Below are 14985 nucleotides of genomic sequence, written 5' to 3'. Positions count from 1 at the left end.
ATTATAAATTCCCCAAGCAATTAGGATAACTTATACTACTCTGCAAATTTCCGACCTGATGAGAAGGTTGTTGGTATATGGATTACGGATTGTTCTACCAATATTACTTATTGCCCTTACTATATGGTAATTGATATATCTAAATACTTAAATTTGTAGTATAAAATGATATTATCATGAACAAAATAGTCAAGTTTAATACAATTAGTGAATATAATGCATTTAACAATTGCGAAACTTTACATCCATTAATAAGTGTTATTGATTTTTCAAAGGCAAACGAAAGATCATGGGGTGGCGAAAAGACTGTTCGAATTTATTATGGCTTTTATTGCATCTTTTTGAAAGATATAAAATGTGGTGATCTACGTTATGGCTGTAATTACTATGACTATCAAGAAGGCACATTGGTTTTTGTTGCTCCCGGGCAAATAATGGAAGTTGAAACTGATGGTAAAGTATATCAACCAAAAGGACATGCCTTAGTGTTTCATCCTGATTTAATACACGGCACTTCTCTTTTTAAAAGTATAAAGGATTATAATTTTTTCAGTTACAATGCAAATGAAGCATTGCATTTGTCAGAACGCGAAAGACAAATTGTTTTAGATTCTTTTTCAAAAATTAAATTAGAATTGCAACTTGGAGTTGACAAGCATAGTAAGAAACTTATTGCTTCAAATATTGAATTATTTTTAAACTATTGTGACCGTTTTTATGATCGTCAATTCATAACAAGAGAAAATGTTAATAAAGGCATTTTGGAGAAATTTGAAACAGTATTAAATACCTATTTTTCTTCTGATAAACCAGGTACTATTGGGCTTCCATCAGTTGCCTATTGTGCTGATGAACTGCATTTGTCAGCCAACTATTTTGGGGATTTAATAAAAAAGGAAACAGATAAATCGGCTCAAGAATACATTCAAAATAAAATAATTGATGTAGCAAAAGACAAAATTTTAGTAGACAATTTAACCGTAAACGAAATTGCTTATCAGTTGGGCTTTAAATACCCTCAGCATTTTTCTAGATTGTTTAAACAACGAGTAGGATATACTCCTAATGAATATCGAAGTTTGAATTGAAAATCTTATTTTATATAAGTTAACAAAATGCATACATATCCATTAAGATTACAAGAAAAAATTCGATAGAATATTTATTTAAAGGTATGAATCCATCTCTTTTGGTGGTTCGAATTTTAGATATTGAATTGCTTTTGAAACTACTATTTTATAAAAATATAACTTTATTTGATTTTTTTACAGTCATAATGCATTTATCACTACAATAAAACATTATAAATCAACCATTTAACAAGGTTCGAATCCTGTTACCTACCCTAAAAGGACATTCGAACCAATTGTCGTAAAAAAAAAATTAATTCATAATAATTTGATTTACATCAATTTAACACGCAACAAACGAAAAATTCATTGGTATACAGCAAAAAGATCAAAAAAATGTAGAAATGAGATAATAGCACAAAAAAGAGGCAAATAACTAAAAATCAATAATATATAAACAAAAAACCGACCAAATACATTAAATATATTTGATCGGTTTCGTGAAGGCAGAAGTATTGCAACTAGTTAGTACTTAATATGTTGTTAGTAAGTGTATTTACATAACTTTTGTAACGCTTCGACTATATGTTATATTTGCTTATCATTACGCTTTTATAACGATTAATAACAATTTTGGCAACTAAACTGGCAACGGTATGAAATACACCTTTAAACTCAAAGAACCCAATTCCGACAAAGAAACATTGATTTTATTTTCTTGTTTCTTCAAAGACGAAAATAAAAAATTTATCTATTCCACAGGCGAAAAAATCCATCCGAAAAATTGGGATGCAAAAAACAAGTTCCCTTTTCAAAATGGAAAGGATAAAGCCCCGTTTTTTGAATCGATCAAAATTCAATTGAATAGGTATTCAGATTTGATGCAAATAACCGAGAGTGAACGCAAAAAGATTAACGAGCCTTTCACACAAGATACTTTAAAAAGAGCATTTGACGAAGAATTTAAAAGAACTCCAAAAGGAAAAAATATTTTCTTTGAAAAGTATGACGAGTTTTTTAATGAGAAAATCGGGCAACTTCAATGGACTGCAGGAACAAAAACAAGGTATCAAAATATAAGAAACATTCTCGAAAGATTTGAGATTGCTAAAAACTATCCTCTTACATTCAATCGTATTGATGAAAAGTTTCACATTGAATTTACAGACTATTCACTTAACACATTGAAGCACGTAAATAATACCTATTTAAGAAACCTAACTTTCTTTAAAACCTTTATGAATTGGGCAATTGATAGAAAATACACCTATAACGAAAAGTTTAAAAAATTCAATATTGACGACAGTAAAAAGCATATCATAAAGGAAACAGCCACAAGCCAAATTGCGCTAACAATAGAGGATTTAAACAAAATTATGGGGCATACCTTCAAAACTAAAAGTTTGGAGCGTGTCCGAGATGTATTCGTTTTTGCGTGTGTTACTGGTATGCGTTTTGGCGAATTGTCGTTAATTTCAAAAAGCAATGTAACTGAAACGCATATTGTTTTAAAAGAAGAAAAAGGAGTATTTAAAGAGCCTCGAAATATTCCATTAACAACACTTTCAAAATATATCTTGGCTAAATACGATTATCAATTACCATTAATTGCGAATCAAAAACAAAACAAATATTTAAAAGATGCTTTTCAAGAAATGGAATTTTTAAAGAAAATAGAAAAGGCAACAAACCGAGGGCGTGAAGTTGAAAGGACAGAGGACTTTTTTTATAATAGGATAACCACGCACACCGCCCGAAGAACGTTTATAACTATGATGAAAAGAAAAGGCGTTTCAGATAAATTGATTGCGAAAGCCACGGGGCATAAAGATATGGCAACCTTGAATAAATATTACCAAGTTGATGACGAACAGACAAAGGAGGCAATGGATGAAGTTTTTAGTGTTGAAATCCCTTTAAAAAAAATTATCTAGTTATGATCGAAGAAACGACAAAACAAGCTTTATTACGTTTGGGATTTAGCCACGAAAGAGCAGCAGAATTAAGCGAGGGCAGTATTAGTACTAAAACAATAATTAACGATAACCACATTGTTATTGACGGACGTACAAATAAAATATATTCAGAAATCGACGGCGCAAAAAAGTACTATTTTGAAAATGGAAATATAGAGTTTCCTACTAAAGTTCCGTCGCTTTTTAACGAATATTATAATTTGAAGTTAGAACGATACATTAAGGAAAACGAGGCTTTAAATTTACCTCAGAGCGTTTTGGCTAAGGAGTTTTATGATGATGAGGTTGTGCGAACTTTTGCAAAATTACAAGACACAAAAGATAAATTTAAAGTGTCTTCAAAAGATCCAGCCTTTACAAAACCAACTCAAAGATATTTGAACTGGTTAGAAGAATACAACCCAGCCGAGCCGAAAATCAAACCCGTTGATTTCTTAGATTTTATCCAAAACGTAAAAGATAAAAAAGCCTTTGCGCTGGAGTTAAAAGAAACATTCAATATTGAAGTCGGTGCGAACTTAAAAATAATGCTGGAGCTGTTAAGTGAAGAAAATATAATAGTGCTCTCAGATAGTCAATTGAAATCTTTTCACGAAGCTATGAAAGTGTATTTTAACAGAGATATAAAGAGTTATGAAGCTTTAAGAAAAGCCAAAGACTTTACCCCAATTGCAACCGATAAAATCAACGCAAAACTCAAACCATTGATTAATAGGCATAAAGCATAGAACACAGGTTGTATTTAGTTGTATACAACTTTTTACAACCTGATAATCAATTAGTTACATAATAATAAGGCATAAGTTTGTACCAAGAAATTAATATTAATTTAATAATTGGTACAAATGAGCAACCCTTTTGAAATCTTAGAGAATCGTCTAAGTAATATCGAAGCTTTATTATTGGACTTAAAGCACCCAACCACAACCACCGAAAATAAACGTTTCTCAGTAAAAGACATTGCGAAAAGAAACGGACTTTCCGAGCTATCAATCCGTAATTATATTAAAGAGGGTAAAATCCAAGCCACTCGAATCGGTCGCAGAATCCTCATAGATGAATCCCAATTTGAAAAAGGGCTTTCAGAGGTCAAGTCTTTGAAGTATAAAAGATAATTGCGATGAGTACCACCGAAAGCACCCACCGCAATATACAAAGTAAAGATAGCAAACTAATTACTTCTTTTCACGAAAAATTTTCAATCATTACCGTAGGAGATAATAAGCAGCCGAACTATCCTTGGAAGCCGTGGCAGTCTGACAAACAGCCCCTTAACAATTTGCTAAAGCAGTACGCCGCTAAGACGACACAAGGTTTTGGCATAGTTACAGGCTTTGAGGATTTGGAATGTATGGACGTGGATTTGAAAGTCCTAGACAACGAAGCAGAAAGAGTTGATTGGTGGAGCGAATATATAGGCTATTTAGAAACAGCAATTCCCGATTTTGCGGAAAAGTTTGTTATATATAAAACTAAAAATGGGGGCTATCACATTCTTTTCAAAACTAAGTTAGTCGAGAAGAACCAAAAAATCGCAAAGTTAAAAGGACACCAGCAAGTGATCCTTGAAACTAGAGGGGTAGGCGGATATATTTTCGCTTATCCCGAGAATCAAATTTCAAAGAAAAGCTATTTTGAAATTGAATATATCAGTGATACCGATAGGTTAACCTTATTCTCATTCTCCCGAATGTATAATTATGAGGAAGCGAAGCGCACACAAGCCCCACAAGCCACTAAAAAAGCAATTGAGGGTAATATTACACCCCTTGACGATTACAACGCAAAAACCGATATTTGGGAGGTCGTGGGTGATGATTTCGAGATTGTCCAAGAGCAAAAAGACAAACTAATCATAAAACGCCACGGGGCAACGTCCGCACATTCGGGATATATTTACAAAGCCGAAAATCTTATGTTTTTACATAGTACTGGCACGGACTACCCAGCAGAGCAGCAGATCACACCAGCGGCGGCACGTGCGTACAGGGATTTTTTAGGTAACTTTTCAGATACGGCGGCGGCTTTGTATGCTGAGGGCTTCGGAACTAGAGCAGCAGAGGCAAAGCCTATGCAGCCGAACGGCAAGGAATCCTACTCTTTAATACTAGAATATCTATCAGAAAAAGGAATCCGTTTAAATCAATTAACCGGAGTTATCGAGATTAATGGCGCACCGCTTAATGACTATCATATTAGTAGTATGTTGACGGAATTATCCCTTTACAGCGGAAAAAATCAATCAAAAGATATTTTATTGTCGTGTATCGATGTTATCGCAAATGGAAATCAGTATCAACCATTTTTGGATTACGTTAAGGATTTGGAAAAGGTAGTGCCTACGGATTTTTTAGACTTTGACGAGCTTGACAAGATGACTGACTGTATCATAAGTGAAACGCCAAAACGCCTAATTAAGGTATATCTTGTTCGGTGGCTGTTAGGTTTATTTGACTTGCACCTCCACAATCGTATGACTAAAAACGTTCTCGTATTAGCTGGAGAGCAGAACGCTTGTAAGACTTCATTCTCTAAAAATATACTGGCGACTATCTTAAAGCAATACGGCAAAGTGATAGACTTCAATCCAAACAAGATGACCGACGGCAAAATTGCACTATGCAGCTTATTAGTAGCTTGTTTTGACGAGTTTGAGGAAATTTTAACTAAGCACCGTACTCTAGCTGATTTTAAGAATTTAACGGCTTCTTACGACATATTCGAGCGGAGACCGTACAGGAGAAACCACGAACAAATGTTCCGTTCTTCCATAGTAATGGCAACTACTAACCAATCTAACTTTCTTAACGATAGCACAGGGAATACAAGATTTTTGACTATTAACGTGAAAGCCTTTGACCTCGAAAAGTATTTCAAGATAGATTTAGACAAAGTTTGGCGTGTTATCTATGATTTGCACCTACAAGGAGAGACCAGCGTTCTAAGCGAAGCAGAGAGGGCGTTACAAAGCCAACAGAATCAAAATTTTGAGGCGGTGGATAGCTATGTTGAGTTAATCGAAAAAGTTTTCCTGGTTGATGAAAATAGCTTTTTGACAAGTACTGATATAGCTATTGAGCTGGAGAGATACACCCGACAAAATTTATCTATTAACAGAATCGGTGCAGCCCTTAAGAAGTTAGGATTTGACCGAAAATCTAAAAGGATTAACGGCTCGCCAAAATACGGATATATGCTAAAAATCAATTACAATTATGATTAAGGCGGTGTAGTACGTAGTAACAGCGTAGTAATCGAAAAACTACTTTGTTACTACGCTGTTAACCTTAGTAAAATAAAGGCTTAACGGTAGTTGTAGTAAGTGTAGTAACTAGTTTATATATAAGACTATAAATAATACACACATACAGGGATTAGATAGGACTACTATAGGTAGTATTTACCCCTATAAAGGGAAAAAATGGCTACTACGCTAACTACTTACTACAATAACCACCTAAAGTTTTAAAAATCAATTACTTAAACCGTAGTAGCTAGCGTAGTAGCCAAAAGAACGGTGCTACTACAAAACAGATATTTTCAGAATAAACAACGTAAACAAATAAATTCAAAACTATGAAAACAAAAACTATTATCGTGAACGGCAAAAAGTTCAATCTTAAAGCCGTTGCGGCAGGAATGGTTCAAAAACCAAAGACAGTTCACAAACCCAGTGCAAACCTTGTGAGGCTAAAAAATATTATTGCTAAAATGTTGGCAAAAAAGCCCATCCCTAAAGCAACTGCAATTGCTCCAATTGTAAAAGCTCCTGCAAAAGCTCCTGAACGCTCAAATTTATTCAGAAGATACTTGGCTACAATGGCAGTCGATGCGAAAGAGTTAACAGCGATCACTCAAGGTAATTTAAAGGAACTAAGCGACGACGAGTTAAAGCTCCTTAAGATTAAAATTGATAACGCTATCAAGGTGCGTATTTACGACAAAACTTCTAAAGTAGAACAAAATAGATAATTATGACAACAAGAGCCAAAACGGGGGGACGTTCAAAAAACACCCCCAATAAGGTTAACGCAAAAGCAAGAGAGCTTGTGTTAAAAACCATAAATGATGAAATACTCAATTTGCCACAATTGCTTACAGAACTAAAAGCAGTGGACAGGGCAAACCTATTGGTTAAGATGCTCCAGTACGTTTTGCCAAAGCAAAGTAAAATTGAACTCGATGCAGAAATTACTGACCGCTTCCAGCCCGTTGTAATTCAGATAAACGAACCTTTAAAACTTGAAAAATGAGAAGGATAAAAATCGATTCGCTGGACAAATTAGAGGTATTTATAAATAACGAGAGTGTGAGCCTTGAAGACCGTCTTACTGTTTTTAAACAGACGCTTAATTCTTTCCCGCTATTCGTATTGTCGATACGCTTAAACGATGATTGCACCGTAATTGATAACCCCGAAGCCGTGTTAAATGGAATGCTTAACACGCTATCAGAGATTAAAGCCGATACAAACCTAAAGACCTATAGGGGCTTTGTAGTATTATATAATTAATTTAAGGTATAGCGCACCACCTAGAACGGAACGCAAAAAATACATAAACTATGAACACAAGAATTTTATTATCAGAAAACAATGCAGCAGCCGAAAGCTTAATTAATCAAAAACAATTAGGCTATAAAAACGGCGTGCAATTACTGGCAGGGCTGGCGAAATTAGGCTTAGAGCTGGAGAGCGTCAACAATTGGGAAACGGACGTATTGCCACATTTTAAAACTGATTTTCCAAATAGTACGCTTGACTTCAATTTGGACAGCAGAGGCATTAAAGACGAGTTCAAAGCCTTAGAAGTGTTCTACAATAAAAACCGTGGAAGTTTGTCCTTTGTAGCTCCAACAGCCGAAGAGCTGGAAGCAATCAGGGAAAAGTACCGAGTGTATGCGACCGTGAAACAAGCCGAAGCCCTCGAAGTCGTGGAGCGTGTTGCAAATGATCTGAATAAATTAAAATCTGAATTTGGCTTCAATCTTAATTTCGGTTATGTAAGTCAACTTTTTTATCCGCTTCGCCAAACAGCCGATTACAAAGTTGAGGTTTCACAAGAGGGTTTACTATCCTATTTGAAGAAATTGGAATAAAGATATATTTAATTAAATTGGTTCAATTAGACCGTTCAGAGATGAGCGGTTTTTTTATGCTTAAAAAGTTATTAACAACGTAAAAAGGCAACTAAACTGGCAACTAAAAACAGAAAACCCTCATAATCAACAGATTACAAGGGTTTTTGTGAAGGCAGAAGGATTCGAACCTTCGACCGCCTGCTTAGAAGGCAGGTGCTCTATCCAGCTGAGCTATGCCTCCATTGCTCGTGTAAGAAAATTAGTCGGGGTGGCAGGATTCGAACCTGCGGCCTCCTGCTCCCAAAGCAGGCGCGATAACCGAGCTACGCTACACCCCGTACTGCAAAAAATATAAAGCGGAGGGACAGGGACTCGAACCCTGGCACCGATTACTCGATGACAGTTTAGCAAACTGCTCCATTACCACTCTGGCACCCCTCCAAGCTCAAAGAAACGTGTCTCGTTTTGCGGTTGCAAATTTAAGACAACTTTACGTTTCCCACAACTATTTTAAGGCTTTTTTTTATGTTTTTTTGACATTATTCTAAAAACAGTTCACAATCAAACATATAGCTTGAAATAAAAATTCACTTTAATTTTGAAAAAATATAATACTTAGTCAAAAACAAAAATTTGTTCAAAAAAGAGTAAATTTGCTATATAAACCAACATTTTATAAGTTATGAACAAAAGAGTTGTTATCGTTTCTGCCGTTAGGACACCTATCGGAAGTTTTATGGGGGGATTATCTACCGTTTCTGCACCAAAATTAGGTGCAATTGCAATTAAAGGAGCTTTAGACAAAATAAATCTAGATCCAAATTTAGTTGACGAAGTTTTTATGGGAAATGTCGTTCAGGCAGGTGTAGGACAAGCTCCTGCGCGTCAAGCAGCAATTTATGCTGGCTTACCTGATAGCGTAGCCTGTACTACAATAAATAAAGTATGTGCATCTGGTATGAAATCAGTAATGCTAGGAGCCCAAGCAATTCAGTGTGGTGATGCAGAGATCGTCATAGCTGGAGGAATGGAAAACATGAGCTTGATTCCACATTATATGAATTTGAGAACAGGAACCAAGTTTGGTCCATCAACCATGGTTGACGGAATGCAAAAAGATGGTTTAACGGATGCTTATGACAACAACGCAATGGGAGTTTGCGCTGACTTATGTGCATCTGAATATAAGTTCACAAGAGAAGATCAAGATAATTACGCTATACAGTCTTATACTCGTTCTGCAAAAGCATGGGAAGCTGGTAAATTTGATAATGAAATAGTTCCAGTTGCTGTCCCACAAAGAAAAGGAGACCCAATTATAGTTTCTAAAGATGAAGAATTTACAAACGTAAAAATAGATCGCATCCCTACATTAAATGCAGTATTTACTAAAGATGGTACGGTTACAGCTGCAAATGCTTCTACTATTAATGACGGAGCTGCTGCATTAGTTTTAATGAGTGAAGAAAAAGCATTGTCATTAGGACTAAAACCACTAGCCTACATAAAAAGCTATGCAGATGCGGCTCAAGAGCCAAAGTGGTTCACTACAAGTCCATCAAAAGCATTACCCAAAGCATTAAAAAAAGTAGGTCTAACAACTAGCCAAGTTGATTACTTTGAATTCAATGAAGCGTTCGCAGTTGTAGGACTTGCAAATGCCAAAATTTTAGGTTTAGATAATGACAAAGTAAACGTAAACGGTGGCGCTGTCTCACTAGGACATCCATTAGGTTGTTCTGGGGCACGAATTATAGTTACGCTACTCAATGTACTAGAACAAAATAACGGTAAGATTGGAGCAGCTGCTATATGTAATGGTGGTGGTGGCGCTTCTGCCATTGTAATTGAAAGAGCTTAAATAATCATAAATTATGGGTTTTAAGCACCAAAATCTTACAACCCATAATTTCAACTTATAAATTGATCTAAATGTTCGGAATTTGTAATCTAGCAATAATCCCCTTACGATTTGAACCCAGTGATAAAAGCGAAATTGTTTCTCAAGTTTTATTTGGTGAACATTTTGAAATTATTGAACAATTTAAACAGTGGTCTCGAATCAAAATGCAATTTGATAGGTATGAAGGCTGGGTAGATTCTAAACAATATCAATTGATTTCCGAGGCTAATTACATCCAACTTTCAAATGATACGATTATTCTCAATGGTGACTTGATTGAATACATAACTGGAAATTCTAATTTATTAATTCCTATTCCTTTAGGATCGTCATTATCATTTATAAATAACAATGAGATTAACGTCAATAATTTTTATTTCGAAGGCACAAAAATAAATGGCATTAAAGACAAAAAAGAACTGATCAATACTGCTTTTTTATATTTAAACGCTCCCTATTTATGGGGAGGAAAAACTCCTTTTGGTATAGACTGCTCCGGTTTTACTCAAATGGTATACAAACTAAATGGTTATAAACTATTAAGAGATGCTTCACAACAAGCAACTCAAGGGGAAGCGTTAAGTTTTATTGAAGAGAGTGAACCTGGAGACTTGGCTTTTTTTGACAATGAAGATGGAAATATTATCCATGTAGGAATAATTATGGAAAACAACTACATCATTCATGCAAGTGGAAAAATAAGAATAGACAGATTAGATCACTTAGGCATATACAATCCAGAAATAAACAAACACACACACAAACTTAGGGTTATCAAAAAAATTATATAACAAAAAAAAAACCTATCTGAAACAGATAGGTTTTTTTATACTTATGTAAGATTTACATTTTATCTTTTAATGCTTTTTTCTTTTCAGTCATTTCTAAAGCACCATAAACACTTATCAACGTGTTTTTAACCTCTTCATTTTTAGGATCCAATTCATTTGCTTTTTCTAAATATGGCAAAGCATCTTTAAAAACTACTTCTCTTTGTTTTTTAAGAACTAAGTAACGCTTGTTATCTTTCTCTGAGTTTCCTAATTTATTCATTTCCTCAAAAATAACTTTATCACCGTCCAGTTTCATGATAGCTAAATTAAGATATGCATTTACATAATCAGGCTTAATTTCAATTGCTCTTTTATAATACTTCTCAGCATCAACTACATTTTTAGCATTATAGCTAACAACTCCTAAATTAAAAACTAAATCTGCATCATTAGGATTTTTTTCTAAAGCTTCAGAGATTAATTTTTTATATTTATCAAAATCTTTAGTTTCTAAATACAAGTTAGCTTCTGTCAAAATTAATGAATCATCATCAGGATTATTCGCTCTAGCTTCAGCAATTGCTTTTTTAGCTTCATCAGTTCTCCCTTTTTCAACTAAAATTAAAGCCATATTTTTATATATCTCTCCTCTTTTTGATGGAATAACCTCAGTTCGTGGTTTTTCATGTGTCCCCATTTTCACCATTCTATCTCTTTCTTGAACGGTAGCAAAAAGATCTTCTTCACTAGTCAATTTATTTACAGCCAAATAACTTGTTCCTTTTCCAGAATAGTTCATTGTCTTCAAATCATCGTACAATTTCAACGCTTTGTCATATTCTTTTGCATTTACATAAGTAGACGCTGCATAATATAAATTTAAAGTGTCTTTTTTATCTAATAAATAAGCGTCATATAATTTTTGAGCACTTTCAAGATCTTTGTTCACTTTAGAATCAGCTATCGCACTATTTATCAACTTATATTTTATTGCTGTAATTGAAGTAGCTGCTTCAGTTGAATATTTTGATTTTCCTGAAGCTTTCTCAGCTGCCAGCAAATCCAAATAAGCCGCAGATGCTATAGATAAATTTTTATCAGTATCTATATTTTTATTTGCCAAGTCCAAAAAAGCATTTCCTTTCACAAAGAAAAATTGTGCTTTTTCAGAGTCTGATGCATTTGAAATTAAAGACTCAGCACCTTTCAAAATTGTAGCAGCTTCTTGAGAATCGCCTTTTTTTAATGCTTTTTCTGCCGCTTTAATTTCATCTTTTTGAGCAAAAGTAGCTACTGATATCAATAATGCTGATGCAAGTATTACATATTTACCTTTCATAATATTCATTTTTGTTATTTAATAATTATTCTTTTTTTATTTATTTAAACTATGCTTCATCGTCGTCTGAGTCATCCTCTTCAGCCTCATCTTCAACTTCCTCGTCTTCTTCGTCATCTGAATCATCATCAACTCCTACTTCTTCTTCAAGAACTTCAAGAACAGGTTTCACCCTTTCAATTGTCTCTACTTCGATAACATTTCCGTCTTCGTCAACAACAACCTCTTCTTCATCATCCTTCATTACTTTTGTAACTGCAGCAATAGAATCTTTCCCTTTTAGATTAATCAGTTTCACACCTTGAGTAGCACGTCCCATCACTCGTAAATCTTCAACCGCCATTCTAATAGTCAATCCTGATTTATTGATGATCATTAAATCATCTGCATCAGTTACTGCATTAATAGAAATAAGACTTCCTGTTTTCTCAGTGATATTTAAAGTTTTCACTCCTTTACCACCACGATTAGTTATACGGTAAACATCTTCTCCATCTTCATCAACTAATTTAGTACGTTTTCCGTATCCATTTTCAGTTACTACTAAGACTTGAGAATCGTTTACAGCATCCTTATCTACAGTAATCATGCCAATCACTTCATCATTATCGTCTTTAAGCGAAATTCCACGTACTCCAGAAGCTGTTCTTCCCATTGGACGGGTCTTTGTTTCTTCAAAACGAACTAACTTCCCAGACTTAACAGCTAATATAATTTGGCTTTCACCATTTGTCAATTTAGCTTCTAATAATTCATCACCTTCTTTAATAGTAATAGCTGCAACTCCGTTTATTCTAGGTTTAGAATATTTCTCTAATGAAGTTTTCTTAACCTGACCCTTTTTAGTCACCATAACTAAGTTATGACTCTTAATATAATCTTGGTCTTTTAGATCTTGAGTACAAATAAAAGCTTTCACTTTATCATCACTCTCTATATTTACCAAATTCTGGATTGCTCTCCCTTTAGCCGTTTTACTTCCTTCAGGAATTTCATAAACACGCATCCAGAAACATTTCCCTTTTTGAGTAAAGAACATCATATATTGATGATTTGTTGCCACAAACATATGCTCTAAGAAATCTTGATCTCTCGTTCCAGCACTTTTTTGTCCAACTCCTCCTCTATTTTGAGTTTTATATTCCGTTAGATTTGTACGCTTAATATATCCTGCATGTGAAATTGTAATTACTACATTTTCATCAGCAATTAAATCTTCGATACTTACATCCCCACCAGAATACTCTATTTGAGAACGACGTTCATCACCATATTTATCCCGAATTTCTTCTAATTCTTCTTTGATCAATGCAGTTCTTAAGTTCACATCTGCTAATAACGCTTTCAAATGTTCAATTAATTTCATCAATTCGTCATACTCAGCTCTTAACTTGTCTTGTTCCAGACCAGTTAATTGACGCAAACGCATTTCTACAATTGCACGCGCTTGAATATCTGACAATTTAAATCTTTCGATTAATTTTTCTCTAGCTTCCTCAGTGTTTTTAGAACCTCTAATTAAGGCAATCACTTCGTCAATATTATCAGAAGCAATGATTAATCCTTCTAAAATATGTGCTCTTGCCTCGGCTTTTTTTAGTTCAAATTGAGTTCTTCGAGTCACTACATCATGACGGTGTTCTACAAAATAATGAATCAAGTCTTTCAGATTCAACATTTGAGGACGACCTTTTACAATTGCAATGTTATTAACACTAAAAGAAGATTGCAGTTGGGTATACTTATACAAAGTATTCAAAACTACGTTAGGCGTAGCGTCACGTTTCAAGATATAAACGATACGCATACCGTTTCTATCTGATTCATCACGAATATTTGCAATACCCTCTATTTTTTTTTCATTTACTAAGTCAGCAGTACGCTTAATCATATCTGCCTTATTGACTTGATAAGGAATTTCAGTTACAATAATAGATTCTCTACCATCCACTTCTTCAAAGCCAACTTTGGCGCGCATCACTACTCTACCTCTACCTGTTTTAAAAGCTTCTCGAACTCCTTCATAACCATAAATTATACCACCAGTAGGGAAATCTGGTGCTTTAATGTGGTTCATTAATTCATCAACCTCAATGTCATTATTGTCCATATAGGCCAATGTCCCATTAATTACTTCCGTAAGATTGTGAGGAGGCATATTAGTAGCCATACCTACTGCAATACCTGTGGCACCGTTTATCAATAAAGTAGGAACACGAGTTGGCATTACTGTTGGCTCTTGAAGCGTATCATCAAAATTTAATTTAAAATCAACTGTTTCTTTATCAATATCCGCTAAAATTTCTTCCGAAATCTTACGCATTCTAGCCTCCGTATAACGCATGGCAGCAGGACTATCTCCATCTACTGAACCAAAGTTACCTTGACCATCAATTAATAAATAACGCATACTCCATTCTTGAGCCATACGAACCATGGCGTCATAAACTGAGGTATCTCCGTGAGGGTGATACTTACCTAAAACTTCTCCGACAATTCTTGCGGACTTTTTGTGCGCAGATCTTGAATTAACTCCTAAATCATGCATACCAAATAGTACTCGACGATGTACTGGTTTCAAGCCATCTCTAACATCTGGAAGTGCTCTTGATACAATTACTGACATCGAATAATCAATGTAAGCCGTTTTCATTTCATCTTCTATGTTAATAGGAATTAACTTTTCTCCTTCAGACATAAGTTGTTATATTAAATAATTATATTAGTTTCAAAACGTGCCAATATACGGCTTTCTGAAATTTTTCAAAGCATTTTAACTTACTTATTTCAATGATTTATTAACAAATTAACATTCGCTTTTGTTTAATAAATTAACAAATATTCA

At 34.4% G+C, this 14985-nt stretch carries 12 protein-coding genes and 3 tRNA genes; 10 read left to right on the top strand and 5 right to left on the bottom strand.

What is annotated here, in order from left to right:
• The first annotated feature begins 176 nt into the window (after window positions 1-176).
• The 8 genes from AB3G39_RS08325 to AB3G39_RS08290 all read left to right on the top strand — a co-directional run bounded on the left by AB3G39_RS08325 (window position 177) and on the right by AB3G39_RS08290 (window position 8143).
• Window positions 177-1088, top strand: coding sequence for a helix-turn-helix domain-containing protein (locus AB3G39_RS08325; RefSeq protein ID WP_369764797.1), 912 nt, complete (start codon window positions 177-179; stop codon window positions 1086-1088).
• Window positions 1089-1726: 638 nt separating this feature from the next.
• Window positions 1727-3004, top strand: a complete 1278-nt coding sequence (locus AB3G39_RS08320) for a tyrosine-type recombinase/integrase (protein WP_369769250.1) — start codon at window positions 1727-1729, stop codon at window positions 3002-3004.
• 2 nt (window positions 3005-3006) lie between these two features.
• A complete protein-coding gene (locus AB3G39_RS08315; RefSeq protein ID WP_369769249.1) occupies window positions 3007-3774 on the top strand; it encodes a hypothetical protein in 768 nt (255 codons plus the stop codon).
• Between the two features lie 117 nt (window positions 3775-3891).
• Window positions 3892-4161 (top strand): helix-turn-helix domain-containing protein, encoded by a 270-nt coding sequence (locus AB3G39_RS08310; protein WP_369769248.1) that lies wholly within the window; start codon window positions 3892-3894, stop codon window positions 4159-4161.
• A 5-nt stretch (window positions 4162-4166) separates the two neighbouring features.
• Complete coding sequence (locus AB3G39_RS08305) at window positions 4167-6269, top strand: VapE domain-containing protein (protein WP_369769247.1); 2103 nt, start codon at window positions 4167-4169, stop codon at window positions 6267-6269.
• Between the two features lie 353 nt (window positions 6270-6622).
• Window positions 6623-7018, top strand: coding sequence for a hypothetical protein (locus AB3G39_RS08300; RefSeq protein WP_369769246.1), 396 nt, complete (start codon window positions 6623-6625; stop codon window positions 7016-7018).
• 2 nt (window positions 7019-7020) lie between these two features.
• Complete coding sequence (locus AB3G39_RS08295) at window positions 7021-7299, top strand: hypothetical protein (protein ID WP_369769245.1); 279 nt, start codon at window positions 7021-7023, stop codon at window positions 7297-7299.
• Window positions 7300-7609: 310 nt separating this feature from the next.
• Window positions 7610-8143, top strand: a complete 534-nt coding sequence (locus AB3G39_RS08290) for a hypothetical protein (RefSeq protein ID WP_369769244.1) — start codon at window positions 7610-7612, stop codon at window positions 8141-8143.
• 149 nt (window positions 8144-8292) lie between these two features.
• On the opposite strand, the gene AB3G39_RS08285 is transcribed toward AB3G39_RS08290, so the two are convergent.
• From AB3G39_RS08285 to AB3G39_RS08275, 3 genes are all read right to left on the bottom strand, one after another.
• Window positions 8293-8366, bottom strand: a tRNA-Arg gene (locus AB3G39_RS08285).
• Between the two features lie 22 nt (window positions 8367-8388).
• Window positions 8389-8463, bottom strand: a tRNA-Pro gene (locus AB3G39_RS08280).
• Between the two features lie 19 nt (window positions 8464-8482).
• Window positions 8483-8566, bottom strand: a tRNA-Ser gene (locus tag AB3G39_RS08275).
• A 241-nt stretch (window positions 8567-8807) separates the two neighbouring features.
• Here AB3G39_RS08275 and AB3G39_RS08270 point away from each other — a divergent pair.
• Together AB3G39_RS08270 and AB3G39_RS08265 are read left to right on the top strand one after the other, a co-directional pair.
• Window positions 8808-9986: an acetyl-CoA C-acyltransferase gene (locus AB3G39_RS08270; RefSeq protein WP_367770733.1), complete on the top strand. Its 1179-nt coding sequence runs from the start codon at window positions 8808-8810 to the stop codon at window positions 9984-9986.
• A 71-nt stretch (window positions 9987-10057) separates the two neighbouring features.
• The gene (locus AB3G39_RS08265; protein ID WP_367770735.1) at window positions 10058-10819 is read left to right on the top strand and encodes an NlpC/P60 family protein; all 762 of its coding nucleotides are present in this window, start codon (window positions 10058-10060) and stop codon (window positions 10817-10819) included.
• A gap of 52 nt (window positions 10820-10871) precedes the next feature.
• On the opposite strand, the gene AB3G39_RS08260 is transcribed toward AB3G39_RS08265, so the two are convergent.
• Both AB3G39_RS08260 and gyrA read right to left on the bottom strand, forming a co-directional pair.
• On the bottom strand, window positions 10872-12140 hold the full coding sequence (locus AB3G39_RS08260; protein ID WP_367757955.1) for a tetratricopeptide repeat protein: 1269 nt from the start codon (window positions 12138-12140) through the stop codon (window positions 10872-10874).
• A 49-nt stretch (window positions 12141-12189) separates the two neighbouring features.
• Window positions 12190-14838 carry a DNA gyrase subunit A gene (gene gyrA / locus AB3G39_RS08255; RefSeq protein WP_367753913.1) on the bottom strand — a complete coding sequence of 883 codons (2649 nt, stop codon included), beginning with the start codon at window positions 14836-14838 and terminating at the stop codon, window positions 12190-12192.
• Between the last annotated feature and the right edge of the window lie 147 nt (window positions 14839-14985).

Source organism: Flavobacterium sp. WC2416, from assembly GCF_041200095.1.
Taxonomy (GTDB): Bacteria; Bacteroidota; Bacteroidia; order Flavobacteriales; family Flavobacteriaceae; genus Flavobacterium.
The sequence above is the reverse complement of the archived record's forward strand: the minus strand, read 5'-3'. Positions and strand labels throughout refer to the sequence as shown.

Excerpts from the sequence above, each read along its gene's own strand:
- AB3G39_RS08260 (WP_367757955.1), bottom strand. The coding sequence starts at position 12,140 with ATGAAAGGTAAATATGTAATACTTGCATCAGCATTATTGATATCAGTA.
- AB3G39_RS08325 (WP_369764797.1), top strand. The coding sequence starts at position 177 with ATGAACAAAATAGTCAAGTTTAATACAATTAGTGAATATAATGCATTT.
- AB3G39_RS08300 (WP_369769246.1), top strand. The coding sequence starts at position 6,623 with ATGAAAACAAAAACTATTATCGTGAACGGCAAAAAGTTCAATCTTAAA.
- AB3G39_RS08295 (WP_369769245.1), top strand. The coding sequence starts at position 7,021 with ATGACAACAAGAGCCAAAACGGGGGGACGTTCAAAAAACACCCCCAAT.
- AB3G39_RS08270 (WP_367770733.1), top strand. The coding sequence starts at position 8,808 with ATGAACAAAAGAGTTGTTATCGTTTCTGCCGTTAGGACACCTATCGGA.
- AB3G39_RS08315 (WP_369769249.1), top strand. The coding sequence starts at position 3,007 with ATGATCGAAGAAACGACAAAACAAGCTTTATTACGTTTGGGATTTAGC.
- AB3G39_RS08320 (WP_369769250.1), top strand. The coding sequence starts at position 1,727 with ATGAAATACACCTTTAAACTCAAAGAACCCAATTCCGACAAAGAAACA.
- gyrA (WP_367753913.1), bottom strand. The coding sequence starts at position 14,838 with ATGTCTGAAGGAGAAAAGTTAATTCCTATTAACATAGAAGATGAAATG.
- AB3G39_RS08265 (WP_367770735.1), top strand. The coding sequence starts at position 10,058 with ATGTTCGGAATTTGTAATCTAGCAATAATCCCCTTACGATTTGAACCC.
- AB3G39_RS08305 (WP_369769247.1), top strand. The coding sequence starts at position 4,167 with ATGAGTACCACCGAAAGCACCCACCGCAATATACAAAGTAAAGATAGC.
- AB3G39_RS08290 (WP_369769244.1), top strand. The coding sequence starts at position 7,610 with ATGAACACAAGAATTTTATTATCAGAAAACAATGCAGCAGCCGAAAGC.
- AB3G39_RS08310 (WP_369769248.1), top strand. The coding sequence starts at position 3,892 with ATGAGCAACCCTTTTGAAATCTTAGAGAATCGTCTAAGTAATATCGAA.